General features: G+C 71.1%; 13 protein-coding genes. 8 read left to right on the top strand and 5 right to left on the bottom strand.

Features of this window, described 5'->3' with window-relative positions; translation table 11 throughout:
- Positions 1-226: 226 nt before the first annotated feature.
- Positions 227-2,470, bottom strand: coding sequence for an Ig-like domain-containing protein (locus tag AEQ27_RS02000; RefSeq protein ID WP_152970087.1), 2,244 nt, complete (start codon positions 2,468-2,470; stop codon positions 227-229).
- Between the two features lie 217 nt (positions 2,471-2,687).
- On the opposite strand from AEQ27_RS02000, the gene AEQ27_RS01995 reads away from it, so the two are divergent.
- Together AEQ27_RS01995 and AEQ27_RS01990 are read left to right on the top strand one after the other, a co-directional pair.
- Positions 2,688-3,269, top strand: a complete 582-nt coding sequence (locus AEQ27_RS01995; RefSeq protein ID WP_054145162.1) for a LemA family protein — start codon at positions 2,688-2,690, stop codon at positions 3,267-3,269.
- Between the two features lie 25 nt (positions 3,270-3,294).
- On the top strand, positions 3,295-4,200 hold the full coding sequence (locus AEQ27_RS01990; RefSeq protein WP_054145161.1) for a M48 family metalloprotease: 906 nt from the start codon (positions 3,295-3,297) through the stop codon (positions 4,198-4,200).
- Here AEQ27_RS01990 and AEQ27_RS01985 read toward each other — a convergent pair.
- Positions 4,197-5,453 (bottom strand): winged helix-turn-helix domain-containing protein, encoded by a 1,257-nt coding sequence (locus tag AEQ27_RS01985; protein ID WP_054145160.1) that lies wholly within the window; start codon positions 5,451-5,453, stop codon positions 4,197-4,199. The genes AEQ27_RS01990 and AEQ27_RS01985 overlap by 4 nt on opposite strands.
- A gap of 130 nt (positions 5,454-5,583) precedes the next feature.
- Here AEQ27_RS01985 and AEQ27_RS01980 point away from each other — a divergent pair, with 130 nt between their 5' ends.
- Complete coding sequence (locus tag AEQ27_RS01980) at positions 5,584-6,765, top strand: AI-2E family transporter (RefSeq protein ID WP_054145159.1); 1,182 nt, start codon at positions 5,584-5,586, stop codon at positions 6,763-6,765.
- Positions 6,758-7,996 (top strand): threonine ammonia-lyase, encoded by a 1,239-nt coding sequence (gene ilvA, locus AEQ27_RS01975; protein WP_054145158.1) that lies wholly within the window; start codon positions 6,758-6,760, stop codon positions 7,994-7,996. Before AEQ27_RS01980 ends, ilvA begins: the two co-directional genes overlap by 8 nt.
- A gap of 262 nt (positions 7,997-8,258) precedes the next feature.
- Here the strand turns inward: ilvA and greA are convergent, their stop codons facing one another.
- Positions 8,259-8,750, bottom strand: coding sequence for a transcription elongation factor GreA (gene greA / locus AEQ27_RS01970; RefSeq protein WP_054145157.1), 492 nt, complete (start codon positions 8,748-8,750; stop codon positions 8,259-8,261).
- A 142-nt stretch (positions 8,751-8,892) separates the two neighbouring features.
- Positions 8,893-9,315 (bottom strand): DUF4307 domain-containing protein, encoded by a 423-nt coding sequence (locus tag AEQ27_RS01965; RefSeq protein WP_054145156.1) that lies wholly within the window; start codon positions 9,313-9,315, stop codon positions 8,893-8,895.
- 69 nt (positions 9,316-9,384) lie between these two features.
- Between AEQ27_RS01965 and mca the strand changes: the two genes are divergently transcribed.
- The gene (mca, locus tag AEQ27_RS01960; protein ID WP_200908309.1) at positions 9,385-10,275 is read left to right on the top strand and encodes a mycothiol conjugate amidase Mca; all 891 of its coding nucleotides are present in this window, start codon (positions 9,385-9,387) and stop codon (positions 10,273-10,275) included.
- 428 nt (positions 10,276-10,703) lie between these two features.
- Here the strand turns inward: mca and AEQ27_RS01955 are convergent, their stop codons facing one another.
- On the bottom strand, positions 10,704-11,444 hold the full coding sequence (locus AEQ27_RS01955; RefSeq protein WP_082383154.1) for a hemolysin III family protein: 741 nt from the start codon (positions 11,442-11,444) through the stop codon (positions 10,704-10,706).
- An 85-nt stretch (positions 11,445-11,529) separates the two neighbouring features.
- Here AEQ27_RS01955 and AEQ27_RS01950 point away from each other — a divergent pair, with 85 nt between their 5' ends.
- From AEQ27_RS01950 to AEQ27_RS01940, 3 genes are all read left to right on the top strand, one after another.
- Positions 11,530-12,318, top strand: a complete 789-nt coding sequence (locus AEQ27_RS01950) for an isoprenyl transferase (RefSeq protein ID WP_054145155.1) — start codon at positions 11,530-11,532, stop codon at positions 12,316-12,318.
- A 226-nt stretch (positions 12,319-12,544) separates the two neighbouring features.
- A complete protein-coding gene (locus AEQ27_RS01945) occupies positions 12,545-13,672 on the top strand; it encodes an aminotransferase class V-fold PLP-dependent enzyme (protein ID WP_054145154.1) in 1,128 nt (375 codons plus the stop codon).
- A 272-nt stretch (positions 13,673-13,944) separates the two neighbouring features.
- Positions 13,945-15,288, top strand: a complete 1,344-nt coding sequence (locus AEQ27_RS01940; protein ID WP_054145164.1) for a PhoH family protein — start codon at positions 13,945-13,947, stop codon at positions 15,286-15,288.
- The last annotated feature ends 377 nt before the right edge of the window (positions 15,289-15,665 follow it).

The following is a 15,665-nucleotide window of genomic DNA, read 5'->3' as shown; positions in this document are numbered from 1 at the left end:
GTCCCGCCCCGCCCCGCCTGCGCGTTGTCGGCAACTCAGCAGATCGGCGCATTCGCGGGCCCGGCGAGCGCGTTCGTGCGTCGATTTCCTGAGTTGCCGACGACGAGGGTCGCAGGTTGCGCGGCGCGGCGGGACGCCGGACCGCAGTCAACGGAGCCGCCGTCACCGGGCTGGCGGCCAGGCGGGTCCGCAGTCGGCGCGGCCGACGGCAGGGGCGCGCGCCGGGTCAGGCCTCGTCGGTGGTGACCTCGACGAACGACGTCCCGAGCCAGACCGCGACGCAGAGGCCTGCCGTCACGGCGGCGGCCACGACCGCCCCTCCGACCGGGAAGGACGAAGGCCCGCCTGTCAGCACGGCGGCCGCCGCGGCCACGCCGACCACGGTGAGCCCCACGTGCAGCGAGCGAGACCAGGCCCAGATCCCACGACCCGGTAGCGAGCCCACCGGCACGAGTGCGAGCACGAGTGACCCGAGCCCGGTCAGGCAGACCGTCGCGCTCGTCTCGAGGGCCAGCTCGATGACGAACCCTCCGGTGGCGGGCAGGGCCCCGTGGACGGCCCAGGCCACGGCCGACACGGCCACCAGGGCGACGACCTGGACGAGCGCCAGCAGCCCGGCCTCGCGATCGTCCACCGCGTCGGTCCGGCCGTGGCGCGCACCGGACAGGGGCGCCCCCGACCGGGGCGCCGCGGCGAGGCTGCCGACGAGCACCACCCCGAGCACGAGGGGCGGGTCGAGGCCGAGCAGCCGTGTGATCGCACACGCGACGACAGCGACGAGAAGGAGGCGCGGTGACATGCGGACGCGCGCCTCGCGCTCCCGGGAGCGCCCCATCAGCCGGGTGGGGACGACGACGGTGAGCAGGTTGACCAGGGCGACCCCGATCACGATCCCGGCGAACAGACGCGCGTAGCGGACCTCGTCGTCGAGGCCGGCTGCCAGCCCGACCACGGCGGCTCCGGCGGCGACGGTCAGCCCGGCGGCGAGGCGGGGGGCGAGCGTGGCGGGCGGGAGGGAGGGGGGGGGGTCCCGGCGGCGGGTCCGGCCCGTGAGCCGCAGGCCACGGGGCGCCAGCCGACCGCGCAGCGCCGTCGCCGGCAGGCGTGCCGGCGCGACGACGAGCAGGACGAACGCTGCCGCGAGGCCCAGGGCGAGCAGCCATCCCGTGCCGGTCATCGTCTGGCCGAGGGAGGGCAGGTCGCGGCCGAAGGTCGTCGCCGCCGCCCAGGAGCCGGTCGTCGGCGTGGTCGCCTCGGGCAGGCCCCCGTCGTCGTCGCCCGGGGGGCCGCCGGAGCCGCCTCCGGGACCCGGCCCCCCGGGCGTCCCGGAAGACGGCTCGGTCGGGCCGGCCGGACCCCCCGACGCACCGGGCCCCGGTGTCGGTGCCGGGGCGGCCGAGGACGAAGGAGGCGCGGGTTGCGCGGTCGACGACGCCACCGTGATCGAGATGCCCGCGCTGGGCGGCCCGACGTTCACCGCCGCGTCGATCTGCGCGGCCTGGACCACGTGCTCCCCGTCGGGGAGCGCCGCATCGGACGACGTGCAGCGCCACGATCCACCGGCGACCGTGGCCTGGCATACGGGGGTGCTGTCGACGTAGGCGGTCACGGTCGCACCGTCTTCTCCCGTTCCCGAGAACGTGAGCGGCTGCGTGGTGACTCGTTCGCCGGCGCGGGGCGCGGTGACGACGGGTGCGGCGGGCGCGTCGCGGTCGATCGTGACGGCCACGCCGGTCGAGGTCGCCGACCGGGGTACGGCGGGAACGGAGTCCGAGGATTGTGACGCCGTGACCGTGTACCTGCCGGTCGGCCCGGTCGTGGACGGGAGCGCGGCGGACCATGCCCCGGAGGCGTCGGCCGTCGCCGAGACCGGCGCCGCGCCTCCGTCGCCGGTCACGCGGGCACCCGCGAAGGCGGGGCCCGTGACCTTGCCGCCGATGGCGGGTCCGCCCTGGACCGTCGGCGGGCCGAGCACCGAGAACGGAGCGCTGATCGCGTCGCCGACCACGGCCGAGTTCGTGACGTCGCGGACCGTGAGGGCCTGGTCGGCGCCGTCCTCGAGTGTCACCGTGCACGACCAGGGGACGCTGGTCGTGCCTCCGGTGGCCAGGGTGACCTCGCAGAGGGCCCGACTGGGGACGCGGGGGTCGAGCACCCTCACGGTGGCCCCGGACGTGCCCGTGCCGCCGACCACGACGGCGTTCACGTCCTGGTCGCCGACGTCGCGGATGGTCGGTGCGACCGGATCGGGACCGGGCTGGCCGGTCGACGGGGCGGGTGTGGGCGTGTCCGAGGGGCTGCCCGCGGCGTGGGCGCCGACGCCGACCGACAGGGCGAGCGCGAGACCGAGCGCGACCGCCGCGAGGGTCGACACGATGCGCCGCCCGCGTCGCGGCACGACCAGGAGCCGTCCGTCGACGGAAGTCGACGGACGCGTCGGATGCAGGGTCGGCGACTCGAACACTGTCACCCATTCAGCACGTTCTCGGGGTACAAGTCAATCCGTTGCGCGGGGGAGATGGCCGGACGAGCGCTCGTCGGGAGTCTGCTCCGAGATCTCCCGACGGGCAGGGAGCCCACATGCAGCGCATTTATAGTGTCCAACGGGCTCCCGACGACCCGACCCGGGTCGCGGGCGACCATCCGGCGCCCGCCGTCATCGGTCCACCATCTAGGAGTGACACGTCATGCAACCGGCCACGATCGGCATCCTGGTAGCAGCAGGCATCATCGTCCTGCTCGCGGTCATCATCGGCATCTACCTCTGGGCCACCTACAACTCGTTGGTGACCCTCAAGGTGCGCGTCGACGAGGCGTGGAGCGACATCACGATCCAGCTCAAACGCCGGGCCGACCTGATCCCCAACATCATCGAGGCGGTCAAGGGGTACGCCGCCCACGAGTCGTCGGTGTTCCAGAACGTGACCGCGGCGCGTGCCGAGACCATCGGGGCCGGCACCCCGGCCGAAGCCTCGGCTGCCGAGGGGCACATGCAGACCGCCCTGAAGAGCATCTTCGCCGTGGCCGAGGCCTACCCACAGCTCCAGGCGAGCCAGAACTTCCTCCAGTTGCAGTCCGAGCTGGTCGACACCGAAGACAAGATCCAGGCCGCCCGCCGCTTCTACAACGGCGGCGTGCGTGAGTTCAACACCAAGAACCGGGTCTTCCCCAACTCGCTCTTCGCGAAGCGCCTCGGCTTCAGCGAGCGGGACTTCTTCGAGGTCTCCGAACCGTCGGCGATCGCCGAGCCGCCGCGCGTCCAGTTCTGACGCAGGCCGAGTCGCTCTCGACACCATGTACTCCGCGATCTCGCGCAACAAGCGCAACACCGTCTTCATCGTCCTGATCTTCCTCGTGATCGTCGGAGCACTGGGGTTCGCCGCGAGCGCCATCTGGAACAACGGGTCGATCGGCTTCCTCGTGCTCGGCGGTGCCGCGGTCTACGCGCTGATCCAGTACTTCGCCGCCAGCGGGCAGGCGCTCTCGATGAGCAACGCCCAGCAGGTCGACGGCGTGACGGCTCCGCGCCTGTACCGCACGGTCGAGAACCTCAGCATCACGATGGGCATGCCGATGCCCAAGGTCTACGTGGTGATCGATCCGGCCCCCAACGCCTTCGCCACGGGGCGCGACCCCGACCACGCGGTCGTCGCCGCCACGACGGGCTTGCTCGAGATCATGGACGACGCCGAGCTGCAGGGTGTCATGGCTCACGAGCTCGGCCATGTCAAGAATTACGACATCCGGGTGTCGACCATGGTGTTCGGCCTCGTGGTGGCCGTGGGTTTCCTCGCCGACATCCTGTTGCGCATGTCGTTCTTCAGCGCGTTGTCCGGGGGGAACCGCAACTCCAACAACAACGGCGGTGGCGGAGGGAACCCCGTCTTCCTCGTGCTCGGTCTGGTGGCCATGATCATGGCCCCGCTCGCCGCGGCAGGCGTCCAGGCGGCCGTCTCGCGTCAGCGCGAGTACCTGGCCGACGCCACCGGGGCGTTGACGACGCGGTACCCCGAGGGTCTCGCCCGAGCCCTCGAGAAGCTCGGTGCCCACGGTCGGCCCATGCAGCAGCAGAACACCTCGATGTCGCACCTCTGGATCAGCGATCCGATGAAGCCCGGCGTGATGGACCGGCTCTTCAGCACCCACCCACCGCTCGCCGACCGCATCCAGCGGTTGCGGCAGAACGCCGGCACCTTCTAGTCGAGGTGGCCGACCGCCACGTCGGCGTCGGAATCGGCACGGCCCGCCAGGGTCGCTCGGAGCGCACCTGCCAGGTCCCCTCGGTCGGCGACCTCGACCCGGTCCAAGCCTTGCCAGGCCGCCGCTCGGCGCAGCGTCGTCGCGAGCCGTTCGACGTCGATCGGGAGGTCGCGCTCGCGCCATGCCGACTGCACGCGCAGGACGCCCGCCTGACGATCGCTCTTCAGGTCGACCCGCCCCACGAGCTGGTCGTCCTGCAGGACGGGCAGCACGTAGTAGCCGTGCACTCGCTTCTCACGGGGGGTGTAGATCTCGATGCGGTAGCGGAAGGCGAAGAGCCGTTCGGCTCGGGGTCGGTGCCACACCACGGGGTCGAACGGTGACAGCACGGCGTCGGCCTCGAGTCGGCGGGGCACGCGGGCGTCTCGATGCAGCCACGCGGTCGCACCCCAGCCCGGCACGACCACGGGCTCGACGACTCCTTCGTCGTGCAGTGCGCGGAGGGCAGGCGCGACGGCCGCGGCCTTGAGCCGGAAGTAGTCGGCGAGGTCGGAGGCAGTCGCCGCCCCGGAGGCGCGGGCTGCGTGGGCGACGAGGCGGCGGTGGGCCTCGTGGCGGTCGACGTCCACGGCCAGCACCTCGGCCGCGAGCACCTGTTCGGGCAGGGCGTAGACGCGCTCGAACCGCCGACGCCCGGCGCTGACCAGGGCGCCGGTGCGGAACAATGACTCGAGGCCGCGTTTGACGTCCCCCCACCCCCACCACGGGCCCGTCCGGTCGGGCTGCGGGAAGACGGCGGCGTCGGCCTCGACCAGGCTGGCGGGCAGCGGGCCCTTGTCACGGATCTCGTCGAGCAGCCAGCGCCCCATCCGAGGGCTCGTCGACAACCACGACGAGGCGTCGCCCCGCCACTTGACCTCGTAGTCGCGCATCCGCCACCGCAGCAAGGGCCATGTGGTGACCGGGACGATGGCCGCCTCGTGGGCCCAGTACTCGACGTACCGTCCACGGGGAGCGAAGGTGAGGCGGTCGAGGGTCGCCCGGTCGTAGGAGCCGAGGCGGGCGAACGCGGGCAGGTAGTGGCTGCGCTCGAACACGTTCACCGAGTCGATCTGCAGCAGGCCGAGGCGGTCGACGAGGCCGTTCAGTTGGCGCGTCCCCGGGCGCACGGGGCCGTCGACCGGGCCGCCGAAGCCCTGGGCCGCCAAGGCCACGCGTCGGGCCTGGGTGGGGGAGAGCTGCTGACGGGGCACGCGGACGACTGTAGCGACGGCCACCGACAGGCGCCGCGCCTCCCCGTGTCGTCTCGTCCCGGACGGCACATGCCTCCGACGGCATGTGGACGGGTGGATGACCGGCCTCGCGGGGCCATAAACTGACGCGATGATCTGGCGGAACCGCCCCACGCGCGGCGACGAGACGCAGGGCGACGCGGTGGGCGGACGCACGGCCGGCACCGTCGCCGACCCGTCCGTGCCCCGGGGCATGGTCATCGCCGGGGCCTGGTCGTGGCGCATCCTGCTGCTCGTGGCGGTGGCCCGCGTCCTCGTCTGGCTGGTCACCCAGCTGCGGGTCATCGTCATCCCCTTCCTGGTGGCTCTGCTGATCTCCGCCCTGCTCGTACCGCTGTCGGGGTGGTTGCAGCGGCACGGCTGGCCCAAGTGGCTGGCGGTCGTGTCGGTCCTGGTCGGGTTCTTCGTCTCGGTCTCCGGCCTCCTGCTGCTCGTCGTGCTCCAGATCGTCGACGGCTGGCCCTCGTTGCGTGATCGGTCGGTCGCATCGTACGGCGACCTCAAGGACTTCCTGCTCACCTCGCCGTTGCACCTGACCGAGGCGCAGATCAACGGGTACGTGTCCGACGCCGTCGCGGCGATCCAGCAAGACAGCCAGCCGCTCGTGCGGGGTGCCCTCTCGGTCGGGTCGACGGCGGGGCACGTGGGTGCGGGGCTCGTGCTCGGGCTCTTCGCGACGATCTTCCTGCTCATCGGCGGGGCCGAGATCTGGCGATGGGTCGTCCGGCTCTTCCCCCGGGTCTCGCGTCCGGCGATCGACGGGGCGGGGCGTGCCGGGTGGCTCACGCTGACGAACTTCGTCAAGGTGCAGATCTTCGTCGCCTTCGTCGACGCCGTGGGCATCGGTCTGGGGGCGTTCTTCCTCGGCTTGCCCCTGGTGGCGCCGATCGCGATCGCGGTGTTCCTCGGCTCGTTCGTGCCCGTCGTGGGTGCCGTCGCGACCGGGGCGGTCGCCGTCGTCATCGCGCTCGTCTACAACGGCTGGGTCGTGGCCCTGCTCATGCCCGCCGTCGTCATCCTCGTGCAGCAGATCGAGGGGCACCTGCTGCAACCCTTCGTCATGGGCAGCGCCGTCAAGGTGCACCCGTTGGCCGTCGTCTTCGCCGTCGCGGCCGGCACCCTGGTCGCCGGCATCCCCGGCGCCCTCTTCGCGGTCCCGTTCGTGGCCGTGCTGAACGTCATGATCACCTACGTCGCGAGGGGCACGTGGCGAGAACAGCCACGACCCGTCGAACACGACGTCACGCAGCCCGGAGGCCTCACCGATGTCTGAACGCACCCTGGCCGGTCCCACCCTCGTCCAGATCGAGGAGGCACGAGATCGCGTCTCGCAGGTCGTCCGCGTCACCCCGATGGAGACCTCGCAGTACCTCGCCGACGTCCTCGGTTCGCGGGTGCACCTGAAGTGCGAGAACCTGCAGCGCACCGGGTCGTACAAGATCCGAGGCGCCTACAACCGCTTGACCCAGCTGACCGACGACGAGAAGGCACGCGGGGTCGTCGCAGCCTCGGCCGGCAACCACGCTCAGGGTGTCGCCCTGGCCGCCCGCGAGCTCGGCATCGCGGCCACGATCTTCATGCCCGTGGGCGTGGCCCTGCCCAAGCTGCAGGCGACCCGGCACTACGGGGCCGACGTCGTCCTCCGGGGGCACACGGTCGAACAGTCGCTACGAGCCGCTCAAGAGTTCTCCGACACGACCGGCGCCGTGTTCATCCCACCGTTCGACCATGCCGACGTCGTCGCCGGCCAGGGCACCCTGGGGCTCGAGATCCTCGAGCAGGTGCCCGACGTCGACACCGTGATCGTGCCCGTCGGCGGGGGCGGGTTGGCGGCCGGCGTGGCCAGCGCCTTGAAGCAGAGCGCGGCACTCACCGGGCGTGACGTCCGGATCATCGGCGTGCAGGCGGCCAACGCCGCCCCCTACGCCGTCTCGATGAAGCTCGGCGTGCGGACCGACATCGACGCCCAGCCCACGATCGCGGACGGCATCGCCGTCGCGAAGCCCGGGGTGCTCAACTTCGAGATCATCCGCGACACGGTCGACGAGATCGTCACGGTCAGCGACGACGACACGGCCCGGGCGATGCTCGTGCTGCTCGAGCGCGCGAAGCTCGTCGTCGAAGCCGCGGGTGCCGTGGGCATCGCAGCCATCCTCACCGAGCAGGTGCGCGACCTCGGCACGACCGTGGTGATCCTCAGCGGCGGCAACATCGACCCGCTCATGATGGAGCGCGTGATCGGTCGCGGCCTCGCGGCCGCCGCCCGTTACGTCAAGCTGCGCATCGGCATGCCCGACCGTCCCGGCCAGCTGACCCGGGTGAGCGAGGTGCTGTCCGACGCCAACGCCAACGTGGTCGAGGTGCTGCACACCCGTCACGGTCGCGGTCTCCAGATCAGCGAGGTCGAGCTCGAACTCAGCGTCGAGACGCGCGGCCCCGACCATGTCGAAGAGGTACTGCAGCGGCTTCGCGACGCCGGGTACGAGCCCAACGTCGACTTCTGAGCCGCCTCTCCCTGACGCGACCCGCGCCTCCTGACGCGCCCCGCGCCTCCTGCGCGCCCTGCGCCTCCTGACGCGACCCGGGCCTCCTGCGGGCTCGTGTCCCTGTCGGCAACTCAGGAGAACGACGACCCGCGGGCGCGGGACGGGTGTTCCGCACGTCGTCCTCCGGAGTTGCCGACATCCGCGACGGCAGTCCCCGCCACGGGCCCGGGACGACGAAGGCCCCCGCTCCGATCGAGCGGGGGCCTTCGAATCGGGCGACCTACGGCTGGTAGGTCTCGACGTTCGTGATCGACACCGAGATCTCTTTGCCGTTCGGGGCGGTGTAGCTGGTCGTCGTGCCGACCTTCAGACCGTTGATGGCTTGCCCGAGCGGGCTGGTCTCGCTGTAGACGGACAGGTCGCTGCCGGCGGCGATGATCTCGCGGTTGCCGAGCAGGAACGTGCTCTCGTCGCCGGCGATCGTGGCCGTGACGACGGTGCCCGGCCCGACGATGCCGTCGGCGGCCGTCGAGTCGCCCACCGTCGCGTGCTTCAGCAGGTTGATCAGCGTGCGGATGCGCGCCTCCATCTTGCCCTGCTCGTCCTTCGCGGCGGGGTAACCGCCGTTCTCCTTCAGGTCGCCTTCTTCGCGGGCGGCCTCGATGCGCGACGCGATCTCACGACGTCCCTCGCCGCTGAGGGTGTCGAGCTCGGCCTGCAGACGGTCGCGGGCGTCCGTCGTGAGCCAGGTGGTCTCGTTGTCAGTGCTCATGGTGTCTCCGTTTCGTGCGGCGGCCGAACCCGGTCGGGCGAATCGAGCCGAGGAGGCGCGGTGCCGGGAGCCGGGGCGAGGTCGCCCACCGAAAAAAGGAGACCGGCCGAGTGGCCGGTCTCGTCGTGCGATTCTGAGCAGTCTAGGGAAGCCAGCACCGGTAGATCAAGCCCGTGACCGCCCGCTCCGACGTCGCCAGCGAGGTCGTGTAGGTCACCGAGCGCTGCTCGGAGGCGGGCAGGTGCACGATCTTCCAGCCGACGACCGCGAAGCCGCTGTTCTGGGCCTCGACCGCACAGTCGACCGCCTCGCCCGTGTCCGCGGTGACGGTGTACTGAACCTCGACGGCCCGGTCGGAGGTCACCTGGTATCCCACGTCGGCGGATTCGAGCTGGGACGAGGTGCCGTCGAACGCGGCGAAGACGACCCAGGCCGCGAAGACCACGACGAAGGCGACGGCCACCGAGAGCCCCACGACCAGGCGGCGGCGTCGGCCCCGCGGGGAACGCCCGTACCGGGCGTCGAGGCGCGACGAGGGCGAGGTGACACGGGGCGTGGACGTCACGCGGATCTCCGTCCGATTAAGCTGTCCTCAGGGTAGCAACGTCTGCCCGACATACATTGCGAGGAAGAATTGACCCTGCGCCTGCTGGCGGTCCACGCCCACCCCGACGACGAGTCCAGCAAGGGCTCGGCGACCTACGCCTACTACCGCAGCTTGGGCGTCGACGTCCTGGTCGTCAGCTGCACCGGCGGCGAGCAGGGGTCGATCCTCAACGAGCAGCTCGAGGCCCGCGCCCACGCCGAACGAGACATCGCGGGCCTGCGCGTGCACGAGATGGCGGCCGCGCAGGCGGCCATGGGCATCGACCACCTGTGGCTCGGCTACGCCGACTCGGGCCTTCCGGCCGAGGGCGAGTCGGTCGCGGTGAACTCGTTCTCGACCATCCCGCTCGAGATCAGCGCCGAGCCCCTCGTCGCGATCATCCGCCGGTTCAAGCCCCAGGTGCTGGTGACCTACGACGAGAACGGCGGCTACCCGCACCCCGACCACATCCGCACGCACGAGATCTCGATGGCCGCCTACCGTGACGCCTCCGACCCCGAGCGCTACCCGGCCACCGGTGACGCCTGGCAGATCGACAAGGTCTACTACGACCGCATGTTCAGTGCCGGGCGCATCGGCGCGATGATCACGCACCTGCGCGAGAGCGACCCCGAGTCGCCCCTCATCGAGTCGCTGACCGCGATGCTGGCCCGCTTCAGCGACCGTCCCGACCTGGCCACGACCCGCGTGCCGGTCTCCGACTTCTTCCCCGTGCGCGACGCCGCCCTCCGGTCCCACGCCAGCCAGGTGCCGCTCGACAGTGCGTTCTTCTTCTGGCCTCACGACCTGCAGGTGGCCGCCTGGCCCACCGAGGACTTCCAGCTCGTCGAGTCGAACGTCGAGTCCGACCTGCCCGAGGACGACCTCTTCGCAGGCGTCGTGGACCCCGAGACCGGCCTCGTCGGGGTGCAGCGATGAGCGCGCTCTCCGACTCGGTGCTCACCGTCACGACCCGTCTTCTCGCCCAGCCGCAGACACCCGACCCGACCCTGCCTCCGTCGACCATCCCCGACGAGGCGGTCACGCCCGGCGTCTGGGGTTTCGTCGCCATCGCGTTCGCCGCGATCGCGCCGGTGCTGATCGTCGTCGACATGCCCCGGCGGGGCCGCCGTACCCGCCACCGCGGCGAGGTGCGGGAGCGCATCCCGGCCGAGCGCGACGAGGCGACCCTGGCGGCGGCCGCGCTCGACGACGAAGAACTGCCCGGAGGCGCCGACCGGCGGGCCCGCCCCCTCGGGGGCGGCCTCGCCGACGGCGGCGCCCGCAGGGGGCGCGAGGGCGACTCGGGACCCACGCGACCGGGGCCGGGGCGGCGACCCGCGCCTCCTCGGCTCGGTGACCTCGCCCTAGAAGGTCGGCGGGTCCAGGGCGACCAGCAGGATGCCCGTCCAGTGGCAGAGGTACGCCAGCACCGTCATGGTGTGGAAGAGCTCGTGGAATCCGAAGTGCCCTGGCACGGGGTTCGGCCTCTTGATGCCGTAGAACACGGCGCCCGCGATGTAGAGGGCACCGCCGACCAGCACGAGCACCATCATCGCGACGTTGGCGTCGAGCAGGTCGACGATGAAGCCCAACGCGCCGACGCCCAGCAGGACGTAGAGCGGCACGTACAACCACCGCGGCGCGTTCAGGAAGAACACCCGGAAGAGGATGCCGAGCACGGCGCCCGTCCAGACGAGCACGAGCAGGGTGACGCCCTTCGACGGCGGCAGGGCGATGACGGCGATGGGCGTGTAGGTGCCGGCGATCAACAGGAAGATGTTGGCGTGGTCGAGGCGCTTGAGGAAGCGTTTGGCGTTCGGGCTCCACGGGAAGCGGTGGTAGGTCGCCGAGATCCCGAAGAGCAGGAGCGACGTCGTCATGAAGACGGCGCAGGCCCAGGTCGCCGCCACACCCTGAGCGAGGACGACGAGGACGATGCCCGTCGCGATCGCGACCGGGAACGTGGCCGCGTGGATCCAGCCACGCCAGCTCGGCTTGCGCTCGATCGAGGGGTAGGCGAGGGCGTCGTCGAGCAACGGCAGGTTGGGGATGTCGGCCTCGTCGGCCTGGGGACCCGCGCGATCTCCGTCGGTGTGGCTGCTCATGGGGCCGAGCCTAGGGGAGCGTCCGAGGCGGCGGGCTGAGAATCGTCGGCTCTGTGGAGGGCCCGCCGTGGGCTACCGTAGCCCTGTGAAAAAGCGCCGTCCTTCTCCCCTCGCCAGGGGAGTCCTGTACGGCCTCTACCAGAACCGCATCCGCCGCAGCCTCGACGGTCAAGAGCTGCCGCACCACGTCGCGATGATCGTCGACGGCAACCGGCGATGGGCCAAGCAACGCATGCTCGAGACGGCCGCCCACGGGCACCGCGCGGGTGCGGCGAAGATCAGCGAGTTCCTCACCTGGTGCGACGACCTCGGCATCAAGGTGGTCACGCTCTACCTCCTGTCGGCCGACAACCTCGGCAACCGCCAGTCCGACGAGTTGACCGAGCTCTTCGGCATCATCGGCGACGTCGCCGACGAGCTCTCGCGCCAGCGGGACTGGCGCGTGCAACACGTCGGCGCGACCGACGACCTGCCTCCTTCGCTCTGCTCGGCCCTCCGCGAGGCCCAGGCCCGAACCGCCGACAAGACGGGTCTCCACGTCAACCTGGCCGTCGGCTACGGCGGGCGGCGTGAGGTCGCCGCCGCCATGCGCAGCATCGTGCGGGCGCACGACGCCGCGGGGGGCACGCTCGACGCCCTGGCCGCGGTGCTCACCCCCGAGCTCATCGCCGACCACCTCTACACAGGCGGCCAACCCGACCCCGACCTGGTGATCCGCACCTCGGGCGAGCAACGGTTGAGCGACTTCATGCTCTGGCAGAGCGCCCACAGCGAGTTCTACTTCGTCGAGGCCTTCTACCCCGACCTGCGCGAGGTCGACTTCCTGCGGGCCGTGCGCGACTTCGCCCTCCGGCGCCGCCGCTACGGCAGCTGACACAGGCGCGCCTGCTGCATCGGTGACGGCGCTGGTGTCGGCAACTCCGGAGTTCGGCTGCGCCGCGCCTCCTGGCGGGGGTCGTGGTGTGCCGTTCTCCTGAGTTCCCGACGGCCAGCGCGACGGCCGCGCACGCACTCGCGCCGCCGACGGGACGAGGAGGCGCGGGTCGGCGGATCACGGACGGCACTACGGTGGACCAGTCACCCCCGCCTAGGAGAACACCGTGAAGACCATCGACGACCTCGCCTCGGGGTTCACCGACGAACCCGGATACTTCGACTTCGCGAAGTGGGGCCCCATCTCGAGCTCCGTCGCCGACGAGCAGCGCTCGTTGGTCGAGGTGCAGGCCCGGGCCCGCTTCGGGTCCGAGATCGCCCTGACCGAGCAGGCAGGGCGCGTCGGACGGGCCATCTCGTCACTCGTCGGCTTCGCCCCGGACCACGTCGTCTTCCAGCCGAACACGAGCGCGGGACTCAGGCACACGTTGTTCGGTCTGACCGGGCAGGTCCTGATGTCGCCCCGGGACTACCCGAGCATGCCCGTCGCGGCGACCCGTTCGGCGGAGGCGCTGCGCGTGCTCGAGCCGGTCTGGATGGACCTCGACCACGACGTCGTGACGCCGGCCGTGGTGCAGCGCCACCTGACCGACTCGGTCACCGCCGTCGCCGTCAGCCTGGTGGACTACCGCACCGGATACCTCGTGGATCTCGAAGGCATCCGCCAGGTGATCGGCGACCGGTTGCTGATCGTCGACGCGATCCAGGGATTCGGCGTGGTCGACGCGCCCTACGCCGTGGCCGACGTCGTCGCGTCGGGCGGCCAGAAGTGGGTCCGGGCCGGGTGGGGGACGGGCTTCCTGGCCTTGAGCGATCGGGCTCTGTCGGCTCTGACCCCGGTGTTCAGCGGTGTCGCCGGCAGCGACCTGACCCTCGGCGGCTCGTACCACGAGCGGCAGCCGACCCGGCCGGGGGCCGCAGCGTTCCAGCTGACGCATCCCGACCCCATCGCCCAGGCGAGGTTCGCCACGGCCCTCGAGGACCTCGCGGACGTGGGCGTAGCCGCCGTCTCGCGGGCCGTGGCCGAGCGGGCCACCCGGGTGATAGACCTCGCCGACGAATTCGCCGTGCCGGTGGTCTCACCCCGCGACGAGGCGGAACGCGCCGGCATCGTCGTGCTCGAGCCCGCCCTCGACCAGATGACGACGCTGACGGCCGCACTGATCAACCACGGGGTCACGGCGACCGTGCGTGACACGACGGTGCGGTTGAGCGTGCACGTGTCCACGGGTGACGAGTCGTTCGAGATGCTGCGGGGCGCGTTCACCTCGTTCGGCACGAGCGTCTTCTACTAGGGCGGAGCCGGTGGGCGGGGGCGACCCGCGCCCTCGACCTGCGACCCTCGACCCTCGACCAGCACATGAGGGTCGTTCACCTGATCGTCACACGACACGGTCGCGTCGGTGATGCGGATGTCGGAGGCGCGTCGTAGGTTCGTCACATCGGGCAAGGAGCCCGATCGAGACGGCCACGAAAGTTCGCCTCGCAACTGCTCCGCGGCCGTCTCTGCCGAAGGTACCCGGGTGCCCAGCCGCCCGAGGACGGAGTGGTCGTGACCGCGTCGAACATCACCTCAACCGAACGCAACACCGCATCAGCCACAGGGGGTGACCAGGCGGTCGCCCAGCGCACCTACGTGCTCGACACCTCGGTGCTGCTGTCCGATCCGCAGGCGCTCTTCCGCTTCGCCGAACACGACGTGGTACTGCCCGTCGTCGTCGTCAGCGAACTCGAGGGCAAACGTCACGACCCCGAGTTGGGCTACTTCGCCCGTCAGGCCCTGCGTCTGCTCGACGATCTCCGCCTGAAGCACGACCGTCTCGACTTCCCGGTGGCCGTGGGCGACGGGGGTTCGCTGCGAGTCGAGCTGAACCACTCGAACATGTCGGTCCTGCCGTCGGGCCTGCAACTGAACGACGCCGATTCACGCATCCTCGCCGTCGCGTCGAACCTCGCCGCCGACGGGCTGGCCGTCACGGTGGTGTCGAAAGACCTGCCCCTGCGGGTGAAGGCCGCTTCGATCGGACTGGCCGCCGAAGAGTACCGGGCCGAGCAGGTCGTCGACAGCGGGTACACCGGGCAGGCCTCGATCGACGTCTCGAGCGAGCAGATGGCGTCGTTCTACGAGTCCGAGAAGATCTCCGCTCGTTCGCTCGCGGACGTCCCCGTGAACACCGGGGTGGTCGTGCACTCGGATCGTGGCTCGGCACTGGGGCGGGTGTTCGCCCGCGGCGAGGCACGTCTCGTCCGAGGTGATCGCGACGTCTTCGGGCTGCACGGTCGCTCGGCCGAGCAGCGCCTGGCGATCGACCTGCTGCTCGACCCCGAGGTGGGCATCGTGTCGCTGGGCGGCAGCGCCGGCACGGGCAAGTCGGCCCTCGCGCTCTGCGCCGGCCTCGAGGCCGTGCTCGAGAAGCAACAGCACAAGAAGATCATGGTCTTCCGCCCGCTCTACGCGGTGGGCGGCCAAGACCTGGGGTTCCTCCCGGGCGATGCCGGCGAGAAGATGAACCCCTGGGCGCAGGCCGTCTTCGACACGCTCGGCGCGATCGTGTCCCAGAACGTCCTCGACGAGGTGGTCGAGCGGGGCATCCTCGAGGTGCTGCCCCTGACGCACATCCGGGGACGATCGCTGCACGACGCGTTCGTGATCGTCGACGAGGCCCAGTCCCTCGAGCGCAACGTGCTCTTGACCGTGCTCAGTCGCATCGGCCAGAACTCGCGGGTGGTGCTGACCCACGATGTGGCGCAGCGCGACAACCTGCGCGTCGGCCGTCATGACGGGGTCGCCTCGGTCATCGAGACGCTCAAGGGCCACCCGCTGTTCGGTCACGTGACGCTGACCCGTTCCGAGCGGTCCGCGATCGCCGCCCTCGTCACCGAGATGCTCGAGTCGAACGACCTGATGTGACAGGGCGGCAGGAGGCGCTGGTCACCCGACCCGCGCCTCCTGCCCGCTCGGACGGTGCCGGGTGCGCTCGGCGTGAGCGGGCCGAAGGGTGTCGAGCCGCGCGCGGCGCCGGCAACTCAGGAGATCGGCGCGCTGACGGCGACCGGTGCCGCACCTGGTCGTCGTTCTCCTGAATTGCCCGCGGTGCTCGGCGTCGCGTCGTGCTCTGCCGTCCGCGACGGGTCCCCGGCGCGGTGCGATCCGCGCGTCGCCCGGCCACCGTTTACTGGGTCGGCAACTCAGCATGTCGACGAGGTTCGAGTGCGGATGAACGTCCGCGCGTGGCATTCTCCTGCCTTGCCAGTGCGTGTGGGGGTGGGGCCGTTGACGGCGTGGGG

The sequence above is a fragment of the Frigoribacterium sp. RIT-PI-h genome (genome assembly GCF_001297205.1).
Classification (GTDB): Bacteria; Actinomycetota; Actinomycetes; order Actinomycetales; family Microbacteriaceae; genus Frigoribacterium.
This window is presented reverse-complemented; position numbering and strand designations above follow the sequence as displayed.